Origin of the sequence: Aquipseudomonas guryensis (genome assembly GCF_014164785.1) — a bacterium.
GTDB lineage: Bacteria > Pseudomonadota > Gammaproteobacteria > Pseudomonadales > Pseudomonadaceae > Aquipseudomonas > Aquipseudomonas guryensis.
In genome coordinates, this window is record NZ_JACJFN010000004.1 from 283405 (window position 1) to 307105 (window position 23701).

Genomic DNA, 23701 nt, shown 5'->3' on the forward strand with positions numbered 1-23701 from the left:
ACTATCCAGAGAAGGATCTCCAAATGTTTGTCCTCCAGCACGCCATCATCCACAGCTTCACCAAAGAAGCTCACACCGATGTGATTGGTAAGGTCGTCAAAAAAGATATCGTTCTAGATACCGAGAACCGGGCGCTAATCGCGTTGGCGCAAGGCATTAATGGTCTGATTGGCACCACTGGCAATAGCGTTGTTTACGGCCAGTTTTCGAATGACGAGCGACAAGGGCCTTTCCCTGCTGCCTTTGATGCGTACACCGGCAACCTGCTTGACGCTACAGCATTTCTTTCGCTCTCACATCTCGTGATGGATCAACTGGTCGAGCAGGCAGCAAAGCGCGTGCTGTCGACCGGCGGTCATATCCTGTGCGCTCTATATGAGTCCCAAGGCTCCCAGTTCTTCCTGGTCGCCAGCATGAAGCAGAGGGGAGGCATTCAGCTCGATGAGAACTATGTACCCAAAGAGATTCAGGAAATTGATCTGAATAAGGTCCAGCAGGCTGCACGTATCAATGTCAATGACTTTGCATACATCACGCACCAGCTTGCTCAGGAAGAGGCTGAAATGGAGGATGACGCAGAGGCTAAAGAAGCCCTGGAAGAGCGTATTGATACGACCTACCTGTGCTTCGTAAGCCGCGGGAGAGACAGCCAAGCGTCTGACTATTTCATCTACGCGCTTGGGTGTGCGAAAGGCGTTGCGTCTGGCAGAGCTACGAAAGGAGCAATCGATGCTGTCGTCGCGTTCTTTCAGTCCAAACCAGCGCTAAAGGGGTTTAGCTACAAAGCCAAAGAGGCGGTAATTAAGTACCTCGAAAAGCAACTGGAAGATAAAAAGCCAGCGCGACTGGATGGTGTTTGCCTCGCGGCTGTAAAGAATGTGCCTGAGGACCTCGCTGAGCATATTGAAGGCATTAAGGATTTCCTTAATGATGAGAAGTATAAGGTTCCGGTAGAATTCTCTGTTAACGCAAAAGGTCTTAAAGAGAAGACCCGAATTAAATCTGAGGCTGCAAGTTGGTCAATTCAGTTCGAGCGTGGCGCCTTAGGCAAAGAGGAAGTTGCAGATGTGTTTTATGATGAGGAATCTAAGAAGTTAATCTTGACCAACCTACCTGATTCGCTAATATCTCTGATTGAGGAAGAGATAGCAAGCAGGGATAAATAATGTTCGCCAAGGTCGTTGATTTATACAGATCAACAGGTCGTAAGCCAGTTATAGATGGCGCCTTTTCCTATGAAGGGGAGTACGACAAAGGCCTTGCGGATAAGCTTGAGGCTCTGAAAGAGCTACCTCAGCACTTGGGCCGTTTTTTGGAAGTGGAGAACTCACCTGAAAAAGGGTGCTCATTTACTTTTAAGCTACCGTCTAATGAGCACGGCAAGTTCTTTCCAGATATTAAGGCACTCTTGGCTGGTAACACCTCTATTAATAAGGGCGTGTTTCCTGAAAATATCTACATAGTAGATCTGAACTGGATGTTTTCAGAGAAGAGTGCACCTGAGCCGATAGCAAACCTCAAGAAAGTCTGTAGGTTGGTGCATCTGCTCTCGGAGCTGGCGATAGGGGTTGATCGGGAGACGAATCGGGCCTTTTTCAATCTGTTTTTCGCCCTACCTCAAGATGGAGTGAAGCCTCCGCGTACGTTCCTGATTGCTACCAAGGTTACTCCTGAGATGGCAGAGGTACGGCTGAATCATTTGGACCTGCTGGAGCAGATTCTCCACCCTAAAAACTCCAGCAAGCCTAACTTACTTGAGCGCGTGATGATGTTCAGGTTGTCCATAGCTGATGTTTTAGATGCGGCCGGGGACTGTGGTAACCCATTCATGGTTGTAGTTCAAGAATGGAGTAAAATTCTTTCTCAATACCGAATTAACCTTCAGTCTTATGTTCATGGATTTTCATTCGAGAAAGTTCGGCAGGAGGTCGCTCGCGCTGAGCTGGAGTATGCGAAGAACTTAAGCGGAATTCTTGGTGATATTGCAGGTAAGCTACTTGCGCTGCCTGTGTCTTTCGCCGGAATTTTATTGGTTTACAAAAGCAATGACCCCTTGGAAGTGTGGGTGCTATCAGTTGGACTGGTGATTGTTTCGTTCATTCTGCTGTCAACGATTAAGAATCAGGAGCTTCAGGTAAAGAGGCTTCAGCACAGTTTCACCATGGCTTTTGAAGGTTTTGAGTCTAGGATGAATACATACCCTAGAAGAATTCAAGAGTTACTTGCAGAAACCGCAACCCAGCTTGAGAAGCAAGTAAGATCGCTAAATAATACTTTCGAAATATTAGGCAAGGTGTCGTGGCTGCCCGTATGGGGCGTTGCGGTAATCCTTGCAACCAAGGCAATACACCTTTTCATTGGGTGACTGCTATCGCCTGATAGAGTGCAGAACATCGCAAGGCCTCCAGCCTGCTAAAAACCGTCTGAACAATCGGCGAACAATTGGGGACAGACCACAGTATTGGTTCTGAGGGGGGCTTTTGGCCGCATTGAGCCTGTCGCATCAAGCGCCTCTCGACCAATAGCGGACAAAGATGCTAGTGCAAGCCTACTCGGCTTCTGCGGCTAAGCCAGCAGCCAGATGCGGCAATGGGCGGTACAGCATCAGGTCGTATAGAGCCAAGCTAATCAACCAGCACAGCAATGCCGTCCACAGGTTATGCGAGAGGAAATGTGCGCCCTGGGCCATACGCACCAGGGAGAACAGCACACCGAGTACCGTTGCGGCGATCAGTGTCGTTCTGGCGCTGCGCGGGTACCGGTCACGCAGGGCGAAGTACAGCGCGAACAGGGCGAAGCCGGCTGCCGCATGGCCACCGGGCCAGCAGTTACCGGGCTTCTCCACTGGAGCGGCACGAGGGCCAAGCAACGGCGAGAAGTGCTCGGCCCCACCGTACTGCTCGAGGCTCCAGGGGCAATGCACTTGGGTGAGCTTCTTTAGCGGTGTGACGAATCCGGTGGCCAATCCCATCGCCAGTACCAGATAGCCCAAGGTGAGGCGATATGGACGCAGGCGTGTGGGCAGCAGGCTGAGCAGGAAACCCGCAAGGGCTAGCACGCCGATGGCGATAGTCAGCTGCTTAGCGCGATCATGAAGAACCTCCTCAAGGAAGTCGTTGTGACGACCGATGAAGCCCAGGCCATGGACGTAGAACAGGTCGGCAACGGCAAAGTCCAGGCGGCTCGGTTCGAATATCAGCAGCGTGGCGAGCAGTGCCAGGGGTACGCCATACCACCAACGCCGGTCAAAATAAGGAGAGGAGTTCACTGCTGTCCAACCTCCAATGTTCCTTCTGGCTCCGGCTTGTGCCAGCCCAGCAGGTCGTTCTGGAAGTCATGGCTGGCCGCCTGGTAGTAAGCGATGTCGCGTTGCAGCAGCGGGTCGTTGTTATCAACTTGATACTCGCGGCTGGCGCCTAGCGCGTCGTCATGTCGGCGCATTTGCCCGCGTGGACTTAGGATAGCCAGATCGTGGCCATCGAACAGACCTAGGTGCTGGTAGTTTCCGATCAGTACCCGTGGCGTTGCGGCGTTGGGCTTGAGCAGGTCGCGACCGAAGAAAGCGGACTGGTAGTCCAGGTTGAGCAGGCCGAGCAGGGTCGGCGCCAGGTCGATCTGGCTGGCCAGTTGGCCATCTTCACGGGGCGCCAGCCATTTGGGGGCATATAGGAACAGCGGGATGTGGTAGTTGACAACCGGCAGGTCTTCCCTGCCCGCGCTACCTGCACAATGGTCGGCGACGAAGACGAATAGCGTATTGTCGAACCAGGGCTTGGCTTTTGCCTGTTCGAGGAAGTGCCCGATGGCCCAGTCGGTATACTTCACGGCGCCCTCGCGGCCGTCCCCGGAGGCTATGTCGATACGCCCGTCCGGGTAGGTGTAGGGGCGATGGTTGGAGGTAGTCATCAGCTGCAGTAAGAAGGGTTTTCCCGCAGCGTGGTCAGCGTCGGCCAGCTTGATTGCATTGGCATATAGATCCTCATCAGCCATGCCCCAAGCATTCTTGAAGTGAATGTCGGTCTCATTGACGCTGCTCTGGTCCACCACCCTATAGCCGTTGCCGGAGAAGAAGGCATTCATGTTGTCGAAGTAGCCTCGCCCGCCATAGACGAACACGCTGTCGTAGCCTTGGGCGGCAAGCTGCTGGCCGAGGCTGGCATAGCCAGCCTCCCGGCCGATGCGCTTAACGATGGAGCGCCCGGGAGTCGGCGGCACCGCCAGTGTGATGGCCTCCAGGCCTCGGTCGGTGCGGGTGCCGGTGGCATAGAAGTTGTTGAAGAACAGGCTCTGCTTGCGTAGCTGGTCAAGGTTTGGGGTCAACCCGCGCGGGTCGCCGAAGCTGCCTAGGTACTTGGCCGAGAGGCTCTCGATGGTCACCAGCACGACATTCAGCCGGCGCGGTCTGCCGGGGTTGTCGATCTGTCGGCGGACGTCCAAAGGATCACTGCCAACGAAGGTCGCCGTCGGCTCATCGAGCTCCCGGCGCAGCACGGGAGACAGTGTGATTTCCGGCAGTTGACTGTAGAACTGCCGGTAGTCCAGCTCGTTGTTGCGTAAGGCCGCGAAGAACTGGTACGGCCCGTTGCTCGCCAGCTCATGGCGATAGGCGTTGCCGCCTAGGCCACGCGGGCTGTCCTGGTCAAGCAGCAGGGCGCTCAGACCTGCCACCAGCACCATTCCGGCTATGCCCAGAGCGCGGCCCGGCCAGCTCGGCAGCGGCGCCAGCAGGGCGGCGCGCAGCGGCCGCTGCAGGGCTAGGCCGAGCAACGCGGCGAGCAGGCCGAGGCCGCTCAGCAGCAGACCCAGTGGGTAGGACTCAAGCAGGTTGTTGAGGACCTCGTCGGAGTACACCAGATAATCCACGGCGATGAAGTTGAAGCGAACACCGAACTCGTCCCAGAACAGCCACTCGGCGGTAGCAACGAACAACATGGCGAACAGGCTGATAAGCAGCAGTAGACCGAGCCACAGGCGATGCCCCGGTCGAGGCCACAAGGCGGGCGGGCAGAGCAACAGATAAAGGCCCAGCGGCAGCGCTGCGTAGGCGAGGAAGCCGAGATCGTAGAGCAGGCCGACGGAAAAAACGTCTGGGGCGAGGCCGCCGGCCTCACCCCAGTGGCCGATGAGCAGGAGCACACGGGTGGCAAGGAATATCGCCAGCCAACAGGCAAGCAGCAGGAACAGGTAGCGCAGGGGCGCGGTACGGGGCAGCAGCATGCGGGTGTCCGAGTAGTAAATACGCTCGGCAGCATGTGCGGGGTCACGTCGAAAGCTGGTGAAAGAGAAGTGAAAAGAACGTTAGTTGCTAAATCTGTTTGCTTTCGGCTGTGGATTCAACCACGGAGCTTGGTTAAGTCGCAGGCTCGAAGCTTACTGTCGATTGCCAGATCGTAGAGGACCAAATCCCGGGTTAATTCTGCAATTTGAAGCCTTACTCGGATGGCCCAGAGATCTCTCAGTCGGAGCGGGTATTTCTGCCCGACCAATTGTGTTTGGTTCCAGGGCTGCCGGCTGTAGGTAGCGATGATGTTCATGGAAAGTCCTCTACGTGTGGAAGGACAAGGATGGCTAGCCAAAGCAGTGCTCGCTAACCGGCCAGAAGCGACCGTTGAGTATTTGTGAGCGCGACCAGAGTCCAATGACTCTTGGCTCCGTGTTGATGTTTCATCCCTTGCGATCAAGACTGACTCAGAAGCTCATCAAGAATGCCAAGGCCAAAGTGGCGTTGTAGCGTGACTGCAAAGAACTGCTCAGCGATGTCCGGCAGCTCGGCGTAAAGCTGCAGGCTACCATTGAGCAGTTCGTCCTGAACCACCACGGCGGGCAGCAAGGCGATGTCGCCGGAGTCGCGCGCCAGCAGACGCAGCATGGCCATGTCGTCCACCTCGGCACAGATGTGCGGGCTCAGACCGTGGCTGTTGCAGTAGACCTCGAACTGGCTGCGAATATCGCTGCTGCGTCCCGGCACGATCAGGCGTACCTGCTGCAGATCAGCGGGCAAGGTGAACGGTGCCAGCCCCGTCCGTGGAGGCCCCACCAGGCACACGCTCTGCCGGTCCAGCAGGCGGCAGCGCCAGGCTCGCTGGCCATCGCCACTGACCGCTTGGTTGGTCAGCACTACATCCAGCTTGTGCAATGCCAGACGCTCCAGCAACTCCTCCAAACTGCCGGACTCAAGGGTGATGCGCACCTGCGCACGGCCGAGAAAGGGTCGCAGTAGGTTTTCCTGAAAGTTACGCGACAGGGTCGCCACTGCGCCGATGCGCAAGGGCTGGACGTCTTGCTGCGCGCCTTGCAGGGTCATCTGCAATTCGCTACCCAGGGCAAAGATACTCTCGGCATAGTCCAGCACCAGTCGTCCCGCTTCGGTCAGCGTCAGGCTACGACCGCTGCGGATAAACAGCACGTGGCCCAGCTCGTCCTCCAGGGTACGGATTTGCGTGGACAGCGCCGATTGCGACACATGCAGCGAGTGGGCGGCGCGCGTCAGGTTGCCTTCCTTGGCCACGGCCCAGAAGTAGTGCAGGTGGTGAAAGTTGAGTCGGCGCACGCTTAATTCCTAAAAAAAGAACGATTCATTCATATCAATCTATTTTTAATAGATCAACCGCTACGGGAGACTAAGGCCACTCGATGGATTAGGAGCTACGTCCGTGCCGATCACTCTTGCGCCCCTGGTCGAACTGTTGCCCTGGGTGTATGCCCTAGCGCTGATTCCGGCCAGCCTCTTGCACACTCGCGAGCACTTCTGGTGGCCAGCCCGAGGCGCCGGTTACCTCGGTTTGAGCCTGGTTCTGGTGGCCTGGCTACAAGCGGCTCTGAACCAACAGGCTGATGATCGACTGGGCCTGGCGATGGCGGGGCTGGTCAGTGTGCTGGCGTTGGTGATCATCGACTATTCCCGGCGCTACCTGGAGGGCGAGCTCGGGCAGCAGCGTTATGTGCTGGCCTTGATCGGTACGCTGGCGGCAGTGGCCACGGTGGTCACCAGCACCGATTTGCTGCTACTGGTTGCTGCCTGGATTGTTTCCAGCTTGTGCCTGCATCAGCTGCTCACGTTTTACCGCGACCGTCCGCAGGCCCTGGTGGTGGCGCACAAGAAATTCCTCGCCAGTCGCCTGGCCGATGTCTGTTTGTTGCTGGCCACCGGGTTGCTGGTGCGTGCTGGCGGTGACAGCAGCATCGCGGTGATTCTCGACACCGTGAACAGTCGCCTGCAGGCCAGCGGCCAGCTCGGCTGGGACCTGCAACTGGCGGCGCTGCTGCTGGCCCTGGCGGTGATCTTGAAGTCGGCGCAGCTGCCAGTGCACGGCTGGCTGATCCAGGTAATGGAAGCACCGACGCCGGTATCGGCGCTGTTGCACGCTGGGCTGGTCAACCTAGGGGGCTTCCTGCTGCTGCGCTTTGCTCCGCTGTTTTCTGCCGCCGTGCCGGCGCAAAGCGTGCTGGTCGTGGTCGGCGGCCTGACCGCAGTGCTCGCCGCGCTGGTGATGATGACGCGCATCAGCATCAAGGTCCGCCTGGCTTGGTCGACCTGCGCGCAGATGGGCCTGATGCTGCTGGAGTGCGGCCTGGGGCTCTACGAACTGGCCTTGGTGCACCTGTTGGCACACTCGCTGTACAAGGCCCATGCCTTCCTCGCTGCAGGCGAGACGGTGGCCCAGGCGCGCCAACATGCCCTGCAGCCCGTTGTTGTGCGGCCGGGGCTGGGTGATCTGCTGTGGGCCCTGTTGCTGGCCGGCCTGGCCCTGGCGCTTCTGCAGGGTGCGTGGACCTGGCTACAGCCGGGCCATGAGCTGCCTCTGGTGGCCCTGGCCATTCTCGCCATCGGTCTGGCCCCCTGGTGCCTGCGCCGCTGGCAGGTGTTGCAGGGGCTGAGCATGTTCGTGCTGCTGTTGGCGGCCTACCTGCTCTGGCACCAGGCCGCCGCCTGGATTCTGGATACCCCGCTAACGCAGGCACCGCTGCTGCTGACCGGGCTGGCCCTGCTGCTGTTTGTCGGCCTGTATCTGCTGCAGGCGCTGATCCTGGCGCGCCCCCAGGGCGCACTGACGCAGCGCCTGTATCCGCTGGCCTTTGCCGGTTTCTACCTGGATGAGCACTTCACCCGTCTGACCTTCCGCCTGTGGCCGGTGCGTTCGCCCCAGCCCCTGACTTCGCCTACTGGAGACCGTCCATGACTGCGCTCGAACACTTCGCCAGCCTCGACCGGGATGCGCTGCACGAGGCTGCGCGTCAGGCCTGTGCGCGCATCGCCCCGACCTGGCCGCTGGACCGCATGATCGCTGTCAACCCGCTGTGGGAGCGGCGTGAGCACGCCTGGCCAACCGTCGCCGCAGAACTCTGGCAACGTGCCGGCAGCCCGCTGACGCTAAGCGCCGAAGACTACCGGAGCGCCTGGCAGGAGGGGCGCATCGGTGCACGCCACCTGCAGCAAGCCCTGGCGGAACAGGCCGAGCCCTGGACCATCGCACAGCTGCTGCAGGCCCTGGAGATGCCGCCTGCGGCACACACTGGGCTGCCTCTGCTGGAAGACCTGGCCGATCCCAGCATCCCTTTACCGGGCTGGCCGGTGCTGATCACCCAGCAAATTGGCCAGTGCTGCGCCGCCTGGTTCGACCACGAACAGGCCGACTGGCGCCCGGAAGCCGGCGCCGGGCTGTACCAGACCTGGCGCAGTAGCATGCTGGCGGACAGAGGGTTGAGCGTACTCAGTGACTGCCGCGACCTGCACGGGCGCATTGCCGAGCTGCCGTTGCAGCCCCACGCGGCGCTTGAGGCTGCGGTGCAGCGCCTGGGGCTGAGCGCCGAGGACTGGGCGCCGTGGTTCGACTGCCTGTTGCTACGCAGCCTGGGCTGGGCCTCCTGGTGTGCGTACAAACGCTGGCAGGCCAACCTGCAGGGGCAGGATGACCAAACCACCCTGGAGCTGCTGGCCATCCGCGCCGCCTGGGAGTGGCTGGTGGATGATCGCCAGCGTGATGCGCAGAGCCGTTGGCAGCGCTGGCGCTCGGCCTGGCAGGCCGGTTTGCAACAGCCCCCCTCAGACGCCTGGCAGGCCCTGCAGCTCTGGCAACGGGCTGACGAGCTGGCCTGGCAGGAGCAACTGCAACAGAAACTCTGCCGGGCGGAACCGGCAGCTCTGTCGCAGGCGCCGCTGGCCAAGCTGTTCTTCTGCATCGATGTGCGCTCCGAACCCCTGCGCCGTGCCCTGGAGCAAGTCTGCCCGGACCTTGAGACCGGTGGTTTCGCCGGCTTCTTCGGCCTGCCCATTGCCTATACGCCGCTGGGCACCGCCGCCACCCGCCCGCAGTTGCCGGGGTTGCTGGCACCGCAGCTGCAGGTCAGCGATAGCAGCGGTGATGCCGCGCTGGATAACCACCTGGCGCAGCGCCGCCAGGCGCGGATGGCCCGTCAGGGACGCTGGCGTCTGTTCGAACGCCTGCCGGCGTCGACCTTTACCCTGGTCGAGAGTGTTGGCCTGGGCTATGCGGGAGCGCTGCTCGGGCGCACCTGTGGCCTGTCCTCGGGTACTGAAGAAGCACATCGCAGCGGCTGGCGTCCTGCCGAGTGGCAGCAGTTGCACCCGCAATTGCCAGCCCTGTCGCTGACCGAGAAGACTGATCTTGCCGCGCGCATCCTCCAGGCCATGGGGCTCAACGGTCCGGTCCCGGCGCTGCTGGTGCTGCTCGGGCACGGCAGCCAGAGTGCCAACAATCCCCAGGCGGCCGGGCTGGACTGCGGTGCTTGCTGCGGGCAGAGCGGCGAGGTCAATGCGCGCCTGCTGGCCGACCTGCTCAACGACCGCGAAGTGCGCGTCGAACTGCGCCAGCGCGGGCATGACCTGCCGGCGCACTGCCATGTGCTGGCGGGCCTGCACAACACCACCACCGACGAGGTGCAGGTGTTTGCCCACGAGGCCATTCCGGCCACCCTGCAAGCGGACTGGCTGCGCGTGCGCCAAGCGCTGGATCAGGCCGCAGCCCAGGTACGCCAGGAGCGCGCCGCCGGGCTGGGCCTGACGGCGCTGCAGGCGCAGCCGGTCAAACTGCTTGATCGGCTGCGCCGGCGTGCCCGTGACTGGTCGCAGACCCGGCCCGAATGGGGCCTGGCCAACAACGCTGCGTTTATTGCCGCGCCGCGCGCGCGCACCCGCGGCGTCGACCTGCAGGGCCGCACCTTCCTGCACGACTACGACTGGCGCCAGGATACCGAGGGCGCCGTGCTGGAACTGATCATGACCGCGCCCATGGTGGTGGCGCACTGGATCAACCTGCAGTACTTCACCTCGACCACCGACAATGCGCGGTTTGGCAGCGGCAACAAGTTGCTGCACAACGTGGTCGGCGGGCATATCGGCGTGTTCGAGGGCAACGGCGGCGATCTGCGCATCGGCCTGGCCCGCCAGTCGCTGCACGATGGTCAGCAGTGGATGCATCGCCCGCTGCGCCTGCATGTGGTGATCGACGCGCCTCAGGCCATGATCGATCGGGTCATCGACAATCACGCCGTGGTGCGCGACCTGGTTCTGCATGGCTGGCTGTACCTGCTGCGCCTGGACGGTCAACCCGCCCAGCTGGAGCGGCGCATCGCAACAGGCTGGCAACCGCTGCCGTAAGCTTGAGCGATCAGAGCCGCGCCTGCACGGCGCGGCCTTGTCGCCTCTCGGTCAGCACACGCCGCGTGATGCACGTGGCGCAAATGAAAAGCCGCCTGTTGATTCAGGCGGCTTTTTATTCAGTGCTGCGAATCGGCTAGAAGTACCCCTCGATTTTCTTCTTCTCCATCGAGCCATCCTGATCATGGTCGATGATCCGGCCCTGGCGTTCGGAGGTCCGGGTCAGCAGCATTTCCTGGATGATCTCTGGCAGCGATTGCGCCTGCGATTCGACGGCGCCGGTCAACGGGTAGCAACCAAGGGTCCGGAAACGCACCCAGCGGGTCTGGATGCCCGCGCGCTGCTCCGGGGTGAGGTGCGCCAGCAGGCGCTCGTCGTCCACGCAGATCAGCGTGCCGTGCAGCTCGACCACCGGACGCGGCGCCGCGCGATAGAGGTCGACGATCTCGATCCCTTCGAGGTGGATGTACTGCCAGATATCCAGCTCGGTCCAGTTCGACAGGGGAAATACCCGCAGGCTCTCGCCGGCGTTGATCCGCGTGTTGTACAGCTGCCAGAGCTCCGGCCGCTGCTGCTTGGGGTCCCAGCGCTGATTAGCGTCGCGGAAGGAGCAGACACGCTCCTTGGCCCGTGACTTCTCTTCGTCGCGGCGCGCCCCACCAAAACAGGCATCGAAACCGTACTGCGCCAGCGCCTGCTTCAGTGCCTCGGTTTTCATGATGTCGGTGTACTTGGCCGAACCCACGGAGAACGGAGTGATGTTCAGGCGCTCGCCGTCCGAGTTGATGTGTACGCGCATGTCCAGGCCCAGGCGCGCGGCCAGGCGGTCGCGGAACTGGCCCATTTCGGCAAACTCCCAGCCGGTGTCCACGTGCAGCAGCGGAAAGGGCAGCGGCCCCGGAAAGAAGGCCTTGCGCGCCAGGTGCAACAGCACGGTGGAATCCTTGCCAATCGAATAGAACAGGCAAGGGTTGCGCATCACGGCCACTACCTCGCGCAGGATGTGCATGGCTTCGGCTTCGAGCGCGCGCAGGTGACTCAAGCGCTGATTTGCAGGGACGAATGCATTCATGGGTTGCACTGCTCGCAGTGGCCGGCACTGGCCAGTTGGGTAACAGGATGTCGTTCTTTATGCTGGCAGGCCGGGCATACCCAGATGTGTGCGGCCGCTAATGGGGTGCTCAGGCCACAGTCCACGCAGAGCAGGCCAGGCTCGCTGCGCGCCACGGCAAAACCGCGTGCCTGGCAGCTCGGGCAATGGCTGCTCAGGCGCTTCGCCAGTTGCGCGGCGGCATCACGGATCACCGTCTGGCGCATCGGGTTGAGGTGGGCGCGCATGTCGGTCTCCAGCCAGATCTTCGGTGCGCGAGTTAGCAGCCATTCCAGCTGAGCGAGCAGCCAGTCGCGCTCGCGAATGCCCTTGCGGAACCAGTTTTCGCCGGGACGCCCGAGAATCAGGGCATGTTCGGGAAACCGCGCGCGCTGCATAAACGTCTCGGCGCCTTCAAGGCTGTCGACCTCGAGCTGGGCATAGTTGGTCGCCCCCGAGCCGGCCAGGGCATACACCGGATACTGCAGCTCAGCGTCCCACAGGCAGAGGATTTCGTAGTCCCAGGGCATCCAGCCCAGATGCGGATCACGGCCGAAGCTGCCTTCACTACCCAGGCCGTAGCGCACCCCGCCCAGTGCACAGGCCAGTTTGGCCTTGCTCAGCGCGGTGTCGTGGGCGCTGCCCGTACGCGCGACTTCGCGGCTGAAGGTGCCAAAGTGGTCGGTGTCGTAGCTGCTGATCGATTCGATGCACAAGCCCAGTGGTGCCAGGGCATCGGTGACCAACCGGCCCTTGTCGTGGCAGGTGAGGAAGGCAACGGGTTGCACTTGGGTCAATGCAGTGGGTTGCTCATGCGGGGCGAGAGCGGCAGACATGGCGATAATCCCTGGAAATGACGATACAGGCATTCTCACCAGTACTTGATATAGTCAAAAATAGATTATCAGCCTGAAAATCATCGGTATTTAGCAATGAAAAGGCCGCGCTTCCATACCCGCCAGACTACGTTTCGCCAGCTGGAAACCTTTCTTGCCGTGGCCGAGCGCCTCAGCGTGACCGAGGCGGCACGCGCCCTGCACTTGGCCCAGCCCTCAGTGTCTACTCAGGTCGCCAAGCTGGAGCAGGCCTTGGGCATGAATCTGTTCGAGCAACTGGGCAAGCGCTTGCACCTGACCGATGCCGGGCGCGAGGTACAGGCTGGCGCGGGGGAAATCTTCAATGCTCTCGACCACCTGGAAATGCGCCTGGCTCAGCTCAACGGCCTCACTGCCGGCCAGCTCAGACTGGGCGCGGTGACCACAGCCAAGTACCTGGTCCCGCGTTTGCTGGGGCCGTTCTGCCGGCAGTACCCGCAGGTCGAGGTGCAGCTGAACATCGCCAACCGCTCGGAGGTGATCCGCCGCCTGGAAGACAACCGCGACGATCTCTATGTGTTCAGCCAGCCGCCGCGCCATCTGGATCTGGACACCGTGCCACTGGCCGATAACCCGCTGGTGGTGATCGCCCCGGCCGGCCATCGTTTCACCGGTCAGCGCATCCGTTGGGAGCAGCTGGCGACCGAGCCTTTTCTTAGTCGCGAACCTGGCTCCGGTACGCGTCTGGCCGTCGAGGAACACTTTGCCCGCTTTGGTTGGGTGCTGAAGCCGCAGATGACCATCGAGAGCAACGAGGCGATCAAGGAGTCCGTCGCGGCGGGGCTGGGCATTGCCATCCTGTCGCGGCATACCCTGATCCACACTGCACCGGGCAACCTGGTCGAGCTGGATGTGGAGGGATTTCCGATCCCCAACCGTTGGTACCTGGTGCGCTGGCGGACCAAGAATCCGTCACCGGCGGCGCAGGTCTTCAGTCGCTTCGCCGAAGTGCCGCTGGATACCCCGACGCTGCCGGAGTGAAGTCTTAAATTCGTTGACTGGCGCGGGCCAGACGGTCGTGCACTGCCGCCCAGGCGTCCTGTTGTGGCGGCAGTTGTATATAGAGGCGCTCCAGCCCCAGGGCGTCGAGTTGATAGAGCGCGGCATAGAGACCGGCCGCATAGGCCTGCGGCTCGTTCCCCAAGTTGAGTGCCGGGCCCTGGCTGGGTTGCGCTTGACCGCACCAGAGCCAGCCGCAACGTGGCGAGGCGAGTGCTTCTGCAGGTGCCTGGGCAAAGGCCAGGGTCATGGTGCTGGGGGCGTAGTGGCGATGGTGCTGGCCGGGTGCGCGCACGCCACCATCCTTGCCTTCCAGCGGCTCGCCGAGCACAGCCTCCAGCTGGCCCTGGCTGAGCATGCCGCGGCGTAGCAGGCGCGGGCTGTCACCGGGCAGCAGGCTGACGATGCTCGACTCCAGGCCCACCTGGCAGGCGCCGCCATCGAGAATCCACAGGTCACTGTCGGCAAACTGCTGGGCCACGTGCGCTGCGCTGGTCGGGCTGATCGACATGTAGCGATTGGCTGACGGCGCCACCAGGCCCCCGCCGAAGGCCGTCAACAGGGCCTGCGCCTGCGGATGGGCCGGCACCCGCAGCGCCACACTGTCCTGGCCGGCGGTGACGCTGCGCGAAACCTCGTCACGAGCCGGTAAGACCAGGGTCAGCGGGCCCGGCCAGCAGGCATGCATCAGGCGCTGCGCGGCGGTAGGCACTTCTGCGGCCCACTCGACGACCTGCTCGGCGCGCTGTAGATGAACGATCAGCGGGTTGCTGCTCGGGCGTCCCTTGAGTGCGAACACCTTCTGGATGGCCACATCCTGGCGCGCATCGGCCGCCAGGCCATAGACGGTTTCCGTGGGCATGGCGACCAGGTGGCCGGCGCGCAGGCGGGCGGCGCATTCGTCGATATTGGGGGTGATAAGGGGCATAACGGGTACGAGCAGGGTCTAAATGATCATATTCTCTCACGCATTGAGCATCGAGACTTACCTGTGGGCAAGGTGAGAGCAGCGGCTTCACTAAAGAATATTTGTGGCTGCTTGCTGCTTCTGAGCAGCAACTATTGGCCGATATTGTTGAAGAATTCCCGCTGCATTTTTTGCCCATCAAAGAGTGTTCGCGACGTTTAAATCTGGTCCGCTCAGAAGACGGAGCTGTCTTGCTTTCTACCTAGCAACGCCGGAATCGAGCGTTGTTTGAGCTGCCGAGAAGCCGTTCTCTCGCAAACCGACTTTTTCAATAGAGTCGGCCGAAAGCGGCTGCCCATATCTAGCTCCTCGACATTAGCCAGAAACCAAGAGCCGCGCCCAAGGCCAGCCAGACAAGAACTACAAAGGAAGCTGCCATCTTGCTGACAGGTCGCGCCGAAGCCAGCGAGGCAAGTGCGCGGTACTCGGCCATGAGGCCTGCTGGAATCAATCTGACTACCAGCCAGATTCCCAGCGGGACAATGATCAGATCGTCCAGATAGCCAAGCACAGGGACGAAGTCTGGGATCAAGTCGATTGGCGACAGGGCATACGCCGCGACGAGCAATGCCAAGAGTTTGGCGAGCTTTGGCGTTCGGGCATCCCGAGCCGCCAGCCACAGAGCATGGGCGTCGCGCTTTAGGGCACGCGCCCAGTGCCGAAGACGATTGAGGGCGGACACCAAACCTCCAGGCGACGGACAGTCAGTCGATTTCACAGAACATTTACAGCCAGCGATACACCTTACTGACCCTACCCCCTTTTGTCAGGAGCCCTACTTTGAGCAGCTCAACGTCGGTTATCGCTCTTCTTTCATTACTTATTGCCACTCCGGCCATGTCGGCCAACCAGCCAGCAATCAAGAGCTTCGGCTGGATAGAAGAAGGCCTGCTACTCCCCGAAAACGTCTCGCTCAAAATCAAACTGGATACAGGAGCGCTCACATCGTCAATGGACGCCTCGGATATCAAGCGCTTCGAGAAAGACGGTAAGAAATGGGTGAAATTCAACGTCGAGGCGAAGGACAGCAAAAGCGGCGAGTCTGTGAGCATCCCATTCGAGCGGAAAGTGGAACGCAACATCAAGGTACGAGGTGCAGGTGGCGCCGACCGTCGCCCTGTAGTGCGACTGAAGATGTGTATCGGCAACAAAATTTATGATGAAGAATTCTCCCTGAATAATCGGGGCAAAATGCTCTATCCCGTGCTAATCGGTCGACGGACGCTGGAGCATCTTGGGACAGTCGACGTAGCTCGAACCTTCACTATCGAGCCTAAATGCAAGGCTAGTTCTAGCTGACTTGGCGGCGCTACTCTCCGATGGGAACGGCCCGCTTCTGGCCGGATAGCGACGGCCGAAAGCAGCCATTCTGAATCTGCAAAAGTAGGGGCGATTGAATGTTCTATCGAGCGGCTTCTTAAACCCATGTCAGTTCATTTTTGGCATGCCGCCACAAACATGGTTCGCTCCATTCTATGAGGTATTCTTCTTTATAAGTGCCAGACGCGCCAACGCGCCGCACTAAGCTGGGAGATTCGTCATGTCAGCAGATTTAGCTGGGCAAAACGCGAGAGACCTGCCCGGTGTTGGGTATGCTCACATGAGCGTAAGGAAAGATGCTGCCTTCATCCTCCTAAGCTTCAGTCTCTTGCTCTTCTACCCAGTGATTGCGGATGCCACCTGGCAGAGCAGCAGTGATGTCCATGCCTTGCTCGAACTGTCCTCATCGCTAGTGGCCGTAACAGCTGGGGTGATGGTGTTGCTGCACTTTCTCACCACCGGGCGCTTGTTCTTTCTGTTCGTTTCGATTGGCTTCGTGCAGATTGGCGGCGAAGAGTTAATCCATGCACTGTTTGCCTTTGACCGGCTCTGGATCGATCCCCCCGCGCAAATCCGATGGGCCATCTCCACGACCTGGCTAACCGGCAGGACAACCTTGTTGATATTTTTTGCCATCGCCTACTTTTTTGGTAAGGGCGAAGTGGCTGCCGAGAAAAGGGTTCGTTACGCCTGTATTTTCAACGCTGTCGGCTTTGCCTGCTCAGTGCTCATTGCGTTGAGCATCTTCAACTCTGCAGGGCTTTCCAGCGTTGTGCGTATCGGTTCCAGCAGTAAGCAGCTGCTTGAGCTGTTCCTGGGTTTCTCGTTTTTCTGCATCTTCCTGCTGTACTGCCGCCTCTACTTCCGCAGGCTGTCACGCAGCCCGCTGTTGTTGAGCATCGTGCTGTGTGCGGCTTTCCAGGTGCTGGTACATCTGTTCGTGTTCGATGCGCAGGTTTTTTATGACGCACACTGGGATGCCGCCCACCTGTTGAAGCTGCTCGGTTACTTTTTCCCGATCTTCGGTGTCTGGGGCGAGACCATCAAGATTCACCAGATGGCCAAGGCTCAACTGGTGGAGTTGCAGAAGGAAATGAGCGAACGTCAGCAAGCCGAGGCCAGGTTGCGCATCAGTCAGGAGCGTTTGCACCTAGCCACTGAAGCCGCGCACCTGGGGGTTTGGGATTGGGATGTGCCCAGTAACGAGCTGATCTGGGATGACGCCATGTTCCAGCTTTATGGCATCCCCCGTGAGCAATTCACGGGAACCATCGATTGCTGGGCACAACTCCTGGTGCCTGAAGACCGTGAGCGCACAGTGGCTGATGTGGCGGCAGCACTGAATGGCGAGCGTTCCTACAGCACGGAGTTTCGTGTCATCTGGGCAGACGGCTCGGTACATGTCATCGCCGGTATCGGCAACGCGATCAGATCGGAATCCGGACAGGCGCTGCGTTTGGTGGGTGTCAATTTCGACGTGACGGAACGCAAGCATACCGAAGAGGAACTGCAAAAGCATCGTGCCCATCTCGAGGAACTGGTTGAGCAGCGCACCAGTGCTTTGCAGCAGGCGCTCCGGCAAGCGGAGGCGGCCAACCAGGCCAAGAGCATGTTTCTCGCCAACATGAGCCATGAGCTGCGCACGCCGATGAACGCGATTCTCGGCTATTCGGACCTGATGCAGCGGGACTCCACGCTGCAGGGCGTGCAGCGTGACTACCTGGCCATCGTCAACAAGAGCGGGGCGCATCTGCTCAATTTGATCAACGATGTGCTGGATATGGCCAAAATCGAGTCGGGGCAGATGCAACTGGCATTGAGCGCCTTCGATCTGGCCAACATGGTCGAGGATGTCGCCCGGATGTTGCGTGGCCGGGCCGAAGAGAAGGGCCTGCAACTGCAGGTCGAATTGGCGGCCGATCTGCCGCGCTGGATCAGTGCCGATGAAAGGAAGCTGCGCCAGATACTGGTCAACCTGATTGGCAACGCGATCAAGAACACCACGGCCGGCACTGTATCGGTGCGTCTATCGGCCCAGCCACTGGATGGCGTAATCCGTCTGATGCTGGATGTGCAAGACAGCGGTTCAGGTATTGCTGAGGCCGACCTCGCCGCGATCTTTGAACCCTTTGTGCAGGGCGGCCGGCAGGCCAGCCGCAGCGGTACCGGGCTGGGCCTGCCGATTACGCGGGAGTTCGTCCAGCTGATGGGCGGCACCATCACCGTTGAAAGCACCGTCGGTCAGGGCTCGGTCTTTCATGTGGAGGTCAATGTCGAGCCGGCCGTTGCCGGCGAAACCGTTACCCCCGAGGAACTCCAGTGCGGCACTGTGCATCTGGCTGCTGGGCAGCGGGCCTGGCGCATTCTGGTGGTGGATGATCAGCTGGAGAACCGCAACCTTCTGGATCTGCTGCTGCGCCAGGCGGGCTTCCAGGTCGAACAGGCCGAGAATGGTGCGCAGGCGATCGAGCGGTTCCAATCCTGGCAGCCGGATTTCATCTGGATGGATTGGCGCATGCCGGTGATGGACGGTATCGAAGCCATGCGCCAGATTCGTAAGTTACCCGGCGGCAGGCAGGTGAAAATTGCCGCGGTCTCGGCGTCGACCTTCAGGGAGCAGCGGGCCGACCTTATTGCTGCCGGCATGGACGACTACGTGCGCAAGCCCTATCGGCCGGACGAGATATTCGACTGCATGGCCAGGCTGCTCGGGCTGGAGTACACATGCTCACAAGTGGATAGCCCCGCGACTACCGTGGAGCTCGGCGGACTGAAAGAGCGTCTGGCACGGCTTCCCAACGAGTTATGTCAGGCCCTGGCTCAAGCCCTGGAAATCCTCGAAAGCGAACGGATCGAGGCCGTGATCGTCCGGGTGAGCGAGGTCGACGCGCTGCTGGCTCAACACCTGCAGCGCCTGGCGGAACAGCTGGACTATGCTTCGATGCTTGATGCGCTGTCCTGCGTCAAACAAGGATACGGAGCATGACGGACAAGGGCACGATCCTCATTGTTGACGACACCCTGGCCTCGCTCAGGCTGCTGGCCGATACGCTGAAGCAGGAAGGTTATCGGGTGCACGCCGCGGCCAGTGGCGAGTTGGCCCTGCGCTCGGCCGAGGCAGCGCCTCCGGATCTGGTGCTGCTCGACGTGCGTATGCCTGGCATTGATGGTTTCGAGACCTGCCGGCGCTTAAAGGCCAACCCACTGACCTGTAATATTCCGCTGATCTTCCTCAGCGCGGTGACCGAGAGCGACGACAAGGTCAAAGGTTTTGACCTTGGCGCGGTGGATTTCCTAAGCAAGCCGTTTGATCGCAACGAACTGCTCGCACGTGTTGCGACCCACCTGAAGCTCTACCAACTGAGCAGCCGTTTGGAGTCTCTGGTTGAACAGCGCACCCTGGCGCTTGGAGAAAGTGAAGAGCGCTTTCGCAGCATGATCGAGCAGGCCCCTGAGGCGATTTTCCTGTTCGATGTTGAGCTCAACCATTTTGTTGAGGTCAACCGCAAAGCCTTGCAGTTGACCGGACGCTCACGGCAGGAGCTGCTGGCCGGTGATATCGAGTCGCTGTATGGCGATCTGCCCCAGCCCGACGGCCTGCCTGCCAGTCAAACCATTAGCGTTAATCACAGCGCCGCCCTGGCGGGGCAAGAGGTGGTGTTCGAGCGGGTGCTGCGGCACGCCGACGGCCATGGCGTTGTTTGTGAAATGCGCTTGGTTATGCTGCCGGGCAAGGAGCATCGGCTGCTGCGTGCCAGTTTTGTTGATATCAGTGCCCGCAGGGCGGCCGAAGCAAGAATTAATTACCTGGCTCACCATGACATGCTGACCGGGCTGGCCAACCAGTACAGCCTGCAGCAGCAGTTGCAGCAGCGCATGGCCTCCGCGCAGTTATCCAGAGCCCTTCTTGCGGTGTTGGTGCTGGATCTCGACGCATTCAAGCTTATCAATGAAGTCCGCGGCCATCAGGTCGGTGATCGACTTCTTGCCGAGGTTGCTCGGCGGATCGAGACAACCTTATCAGGGCAAGGGGTGGCCGCCCGCCAAGGCGGTGATGAATTCATCATTCTCCTTGATGGCCTGCCGACTAAGGAGCACGCAGCTGCCATTACCCAACAGATCCTGCAGGTGCTTGCTGCGCCCTATCTGATTGATGGCGGCGAGATCATGACCAGTGCCAGCATTGGCGTGTGCCTTTTTCCAGATGACGGTGAAGACCATCTTGAATTGATCAGCAAGGCCGATATGGCCATGTACCAGGCCAAGTCCCAGGGTGGGCAGCGTTATGCGTTCTTCGATGAAAGCCTGAAGCAGCAATTGTTCAACCGGGTGCAAGTCGAGGCGGACTTGCGCACAGCGATAAAGGAAAACCAGTTCATTCTGTATTACCAGCCACAGGTGAGCCTGGCCGAGGGCCGAGTGACGGGCCTGGAGGCGCTGATCCGCTGGCAGCATCCGGAAAAGGGCCTGATACCGCCCAACGCCTTTATCCCGATTGCCGAGCAGACTGGGCTGATTACCACCCTGGACACCTGGAGCCTGCGCGAGGCCTGCCGCCAGCTCAAGGAGTGGCAGTCTGCAGGACTGGCGGATGTGACGGTCTCGGTCAATCTCAGCGCGCAGCAGTTCCAGGACAGCGAATTGCTGTCGCTCGTGGCGACCACGCTGAGCGAGACGGGATTGAGCCCTGAATACCTCGACCTGGAAATCACCGAGAGTTGCGCCATGAGCTCGCCAGCGTGCGCCATCACCATCATGCAGGCGCTGACCGAGCTGGGCGTCAGCATATCGATTGATGACTTCGGCACCGGTTATTCGTCCCTGGCCTACCTGAAGCAGTTCCCTATCGAGACACTGAAGATCGATCGATCCTTCGTCATGAATATCGAGTCGGACGACAAGGTTGCATCATTGTGCGACTCGATCGCCCACTTGGCGCATCGCCTGGGTCTACGTGTGGTCGCCGAGGGCGTCGAAACCGAAGAACAACTGAAGTTTCTGGTCAGTGCAGCCTGCGATATTGTCCAAGGCTATTTCTTCAGCAAGCCGCTGTCGGTAGCCAATGTGCTGCCGTTTGCCAGTAACTTTTTCTGGGAGCAAGTCGAGCAGCCAGTCACTTACTTTGAGCTGGATAACAAGTAATTTCACTGACTGATGAATTAATGATGAGAATCGCTCCTGGTTTTGTATGCATCTCCGAGTCTCATATCGGGGCAAAAATGCCTATGACAATAAGTCCGCTTTTGGCCGGTTAGCGACCATTGCTCTGGCTAGCCATCCTTGTCCTCCCACACGTGGAGGACTTGCCATGAACATCATCGCTACCTGCAGCCGTCAGCCCTGGAACAAAGGGAAATTGGTCGGGCAGAAAACCCCGCTCCGACTGAGAGATATCTGGGCGATCCGAGTAAGGCTTGAGATTGCAGAAAGAACCCGTGATCTAGCCCTCTTCGATTTGGCCATCGACAGCAAGCTTCGAGCCTGCGACTTAACCAAGCTGCGTGTGCGAGACGTTGCCCATGGCGAACACGTGTCATCACGAGCCATGGTGATGCAGCAGAAAACGCAGAGACCAGTGCAGTTCGAGATCACTGAGCAAACACGGTCTGCTCTCGCGGCCTGGATACATCAAGCACAGCTCCGTAGCGAGGACTGCCTTTTTCCGAGCCGCCTGCATGCCTCAGACCATCTATCCACTCGTCAATACGCTCGTATCGTCAAAGGCTGGGTGAAAGCCATTGGCCTTGACCCGGCCATGTATGGCACTCACACAATGAGACGTACGAAGGCATCACTGATCTATCGCAGAACGAAGAACCTGAGGGCGGTTCAACTGCTGCTCGGCCATACGAAGCTGGAGAGCACCGTTCGATATCTTGGGATTGAGGTCGATGACGCCTTGGAAATGGCGGAGCAGACCGAGATTTGACCATGTATAGCGACGGTCGGTGTCAGGCCGTCGCTAACCGGCCAATAGCTGCCGATTGGCCACACTTCGCTCATGATCGAATACAATCCTCGTCAAGAGGTCACTTCTGACTATCGAGGGCGCAGGGCTTAGACAGCCTAAATATTTTCGGGAACCTACGAGGCACTGAGCTCGCGCTGGCAGTGATAGCTAGCCATGCACCTTAGGCATCCCGTTTCTAAGAAAAGGAGATGTTGAGTTGGTATCTACGAGATGGGTAAAAGCTGGTCTTCTAGCAGTTTCGCTTTTGATAATAATCATTGATCAGTGGACGAAACAAGCTGCAGAAATGTCATTGAGTTTTGGCCAAGTGGTTGCGGTGTTTCCATCGTTCAATTTCCAACTCTCGTACAACACAGGTGCTGCCTTTGGGATGCTTGGTGACGCTGGAGGTTGGCAGCGCATACTTTTTTCACTCATAGCTGTCGCGATAATTGCATCGATCGTGTTCTGGATAATTCGGCAGCATAAGGAGCGAGTCATCACTTCTCTAGGCTTAGCTGTGATACTTGGCGGGGCTGCAGGAAACCTGATCGACAGAGTTGCGTATGGGCATGTTATTGATTTCGTATTGCTGAGCTGGGAAGGGAATAGTTTTCCCAACTTCAACATCGCCGATGTTGCGATCAATCTTGGCGCCCTCATGGTTCTGATAGGAGCGGGAGGGCGTCCAAAGCCGATAGCTGTCTGTTAGTAGCGTCCGCTTTTGGCCGGAAACGGACGTTGGTGACAGACTGCTTTCGGCCAAAAGCAGTCAGTCAGATCCCATATTGATGAAAATCACCTGTCTGTAGCACCTACCTGTCTGGATAAACATCCTGCTCTATCGTGGCTATAAGGGGGAAGTGAATTATTTTTAATCGCTGGTCGCGCTGGAGTTCAAATACCAGCTTGGCTCATCAAAACTTGTTCACTCCGCCCCCTTTGATTTTTCGCCGCCATGCCGTCACCAGCGCTTACAACCCATACTTCAGTAACAAATCCCGGTAAGCCGACCCTGATTTGACCCTTTTCAGCGCACGCGTGAACTGACTCACCAATGCATCCTCAGTCCCCAGAGTAAAGGCCAGATAGCCTTCGCCAGCCAACTCGGTGAGCTCAAAAAGCCTCTCAACTTGACTGAAATCCAAGCCCAAACGCTGGGTTGAGTAGAGCAACATGGTGGGATCTTCAGGCAGAAGGTCAAACCGGCCGTGGAAAAATTTGCGAATATTGGATTCATCATTGTTGGCAATATCCAGATTGGCGGCCAAACCCTGTTTACTCAGATAACGAAACCGGCCGCCTTGCGCAGCAACGCCAATTCGATACTTGCTCAGCTCGCTGACACTGCTCACCTGCACATCTTGGCGCGACTTGAGCCGATAGACGACTATCTTAAAGGGCACCAAAGATCCGACCCAACGGTAGTCAAGTTCAGTTTCTTGATTGCGGTAGACAGTAAAGATCAGGTTATTGGGCTGCTCCAGCAAACAGCATTCAATTCTTGGCCAGGGTCGCAGCTTGATCGGTGCCTTGCTGCCCGCCTCGTTGAGCACCAGTTGTACGACCTCGACAACAAAGCCAGCAGCTTGCCCCGAGCTGCTATCAAGGTACTGGTAAGGTGCTTCCTCCGGAGCGTAGACCCCAATCTCCGTAGCCCATACCCTGCCACTGAGCAATGCCAGCCCAAAGCAAATCAGAAACTTAATAGCCATTCAGATCAACCTGCTTCCAGTCCGTTTAAGCTGCCAGCGCAGCGTCTGCCTGGTCCAGCGAAAAAGAGCAGAAACGCACAATTAATTGCGTTCCTCCCCACGGCCTCCAGGCTCATACCGTTGCCGTTGCCGTTGCCGTTGCCGTTGCCGTTGCCGTTGCCGTTGCC

Annotated in this window: 18 protein-coding genes and 1 pseudogene; 10 read left to right on the forward strand and 9 right to left on the reverse strand. The window is 59.2% G+C overall.

Annotation, left to right across the window (positions count from 1 at the left end):
* Window positions 1–23: 23 nt before the first annotated feature.
* Together H3H45_RS16485 and H3H45_RS16490 are read left to right on the forward strand one after the other, a co-directional pair.
* Window positions 24–1166 carry a nucleoid-associated protein gene (locus H3H45_RS16485; RefSeq protein WP_182834790.1) on the forward strand — a complete coding sequence of 381 codons (1143 nt, stop codon included), beginning with the start codon at window positions 24–26 and terminating at the stop codon, window positions 1164–1166.
* Window positions 1166–2365 (forward strand): hypothetical protein, encoded by a 1200-nt coding sequence (locus tag H3H45_RS16490; RefSeq protein WP_182834791.1) that lies wholly within the window; start codon window positions 1166–1168, stop codon window positions 2363–2365. The genes H3H45_RS16485 and H3H45_RS16490 overlap by 1 nt, the downstream gene beginning before the upstream one ends.
* A gap of 183 nt (window positions 2366–2548) precedes the next feature.
* Here H3H45_RS16490 and H3H45_RS16495 read toward each other — a convergent pair whose 3' ends face one another.
* The 4 genes and pseudogenes from H3H45_RS16495 to H3H45_RS16510 form a co-directional block, all read right to left on the reverse strand.
* Window positions 2549–3268, reverse strand: a complete 720-nt coding sequence (locus H3H45_RS16495; RefSeq protein WP_182834792.1) for a phosphatase PAP2 family protein — start codon at window positions 3266–3268, stop codon at window positions 2549–2551.
* Complete coding sequence (locus tag H3H45_RS16500) at window positions 3265–5217, reverse strand: LTA synthase family protein (protein ID WP_182834793.1); 1953 nt, start codon at window positions 5215–5217, stop codon at window positions 3265–3267. Before H3H45_RS16500 ends, H3H45_RS16495 begins: the two co-directional genes overlap by 4 nt.
* A 122-nt stretch (window positions 5218–5339) precedes the next feature.
* Window positions 5340–5534, reverse strand: a pseudogene (locus H3H45_RS16505) (integrase); the annotation flags it as partial.
* A 143-nt stretch (window positions 5535–5677) separates the two neighbouring features.
* A complete protein-coding gene (locus H3H45_RS16510; RefSeq protein ID WP_182834794.1) occupies window positions 5678–6550 on the reverse strand; it encodes a LysR family transcriptional regulator in 873 nt (290 codons plus the stop codon).
* A 103-nt stretch (window positions 6551–6653) separates the two neighbouring features.
* Between H3H45_RS16510 and H3H45_RS16515 the strand changes: the two genes are divergently transcribed.
* Window positions 6654–8180 carry an NADH-quinone oxidoreductase subunit L gene (locus tag H3H45_RS16515; protein ID WP_182834795.1) on the forward strand — a complete coding sequence of 509 codons (1527 nt, stop codon included), beginning with the start codon at window positions 6654–6656 and terminating at the stop codon, window positions 8178–8180.
* Window positions 8177–10618: a YbcC family protein gene (locus H3H45_RS16520; protein ID WP_182834796.1), complete on the forward strand. Its 2442-nt coding sequence runs from the start codon at window positions 8177–8179 to the stop codon at window positions 10616–10618. The genes H3H45_RS16515 and H3H45_RS16520 overlap by 4 nt, the downstream gene beginning before the upstream one ends.
* A gap of 136 nt (window positions 10619–10754) precedes the next feature.
* On the opposite strand, the gene cysD is transcribed toward H3H45_RS16520, so the two are convergent.
* Together cysD and H3H45_RS16530 are read right to left on the reverse strand one after the other, a co-directional pair.
* Window positions 10755–11690 carry a sulfate adenylyltransferase subunit CysD gene (gene cysD / locus H3H45_RS16525; protein ID WP_182834797.1) on the reverse strand — a complete coding sequence of 312 codons (936 nt, stop codon included), beginning with the start codon at window positions 11688–11690 and terminating at the stop codon, window positions 10755–10757.
* On the reverse strand, window positions 11687–12544 hold the full coding sequence (locus H3H45_RS16530; protein WP_235983768.1) for a DUF6671 family protein: 858 nt from the start codon (window positions 12542–12544) through the stop codon (window positions 11687–11689). The genes cysD and H3H45_RS16530 overlap by 4 nt, the downstream gene beginning before the upstream one ends.
* Before the next feature lie 96 nt (window positions 12545–12640).
* On the opposite strand from H3H45_RS16530, the gene H3H45_RS16535 reads away from it, so the two are divergent.
* Window positions 12641–13564 carry a LysR family transcriptional regulator gene (locus H3H45_RS16535; RefSeq protein WP_182834798.1) on the forward strand — a complete coding sequence of 308 codons (924 nt, stop codon included), beginning with the start codon at window positions 12641–12643 and terminating at the stop codon, window positions 13562–13564.
* Between the two features lie 4 nt (window positions 13565–13568).
* On the opposite strand, the gene H3H45_RS16540 is transcribed toward H3H45_RS16535, so the two are convergent.
* Window positions 13569–14510, reverse strand: coding sequence for an L-threonylcarbamoyladenylate synthase (locus tag H3H45_RS16540; protein WP_182834799.1), 942 nt, complete (start codon window positions 14508–14510; stop codon window positions 13569–13571).
* A gap of 340 nt (window positions 14511–14850) precedes the next feature.
* Window positions 14851–15234: a YkvA family protein gene (locus H3H45_RS16545; protein WP_220494325.1), complete on the reverse strand. Its 384-nt coding sequence runs from the start codon at window positions 15232–15234 to the stop codon at window positions 14851–14853.
* Between the two features lie 95 nt (window positions 15235–15329).
* Here H3H45_RS16545 and rloA3 point away from each other — a divergent pair, with 95 nt between their 5' ends.
* The 5 genes from rloA3 to lspA all read left to right on the forward strand — a co-directional run bounded on the left by rloA3 (window position 15330) and on the right by lspA (window position 22531).
* Window positions 15330–15848, forward strand: a complete 519-nt coding sequence (gene rloA3 / locus H3H45_RS16550; protein ID WP_407926700.1) for a retropepsin-like aspartic peptidase RloA3 — start codon at window positions 15330–15332, stop codon at window positions 15846–15848.
* 301 nt (window positions 15849–16149) lie between these two features.
* Entirely contained in the window at window positions 16150–18855 is a 2706-nt protein-coding gene (locus tag H3H45_RS16555; RefSeq protein WP_182834800.1) for an ATP-binding protein, read from the forward strand.
* Window positions 18852–21011 (forward strand): two-component system response regulator, encoded by a 2160-nt coding sequence (locus H3H45_RS16560; protein WP_182834801.1) that lies wholly within the window; start codon window positions 18852–18854, stop codon window positions 21009–21011. Before H3H45_RS16555 ends, H3H45_RS16560 begins: the two co-directional genes overlap by 4 nt.
* Window positions 21012–21177: 166 nt before the next feature.
* Window positions 21178–21798, forward strand: coding sequence for a tyrosine-type recombinase/integrase (locus tag H3H45_RS16565; protein ID WP_182834802.1), 621 nt, complete (start codon window positions 21178–21180; stop codon window positions 21796–21798).
* 286 nt (window positions 21799–22084) lie between these two features.
* Window positions 22085–22531 carry a signal peptidase II gene (lspA, locus tag H3H45_RS16570; protein WP_235983770.1) on the forward strand — a complete coding sequence of 149 codons (447 nt, stop codon included), beginning with the start codon at window positions 22085–22087 and terminating at the stop codon, window positions 22529–22531.
* Window positions 22532–22793: 262 nt separating this feature from the next.
* Here lspA and H3H45_RS16575 read toward each other — a convergent pair whose 3' ends face one another.
* Complete coding sequence (locus H3H45_RS16575; RefSeq protein WP_182834804.1) at window positions 22794–23534, reverse strand: substrate-binding periplasmic protein; 741 nt, start codon at window positions 23532–23534, stop codon at window positions 22794–22796.
* Window positions 23535–23701 lie beyond the last annotated feature (167 nt).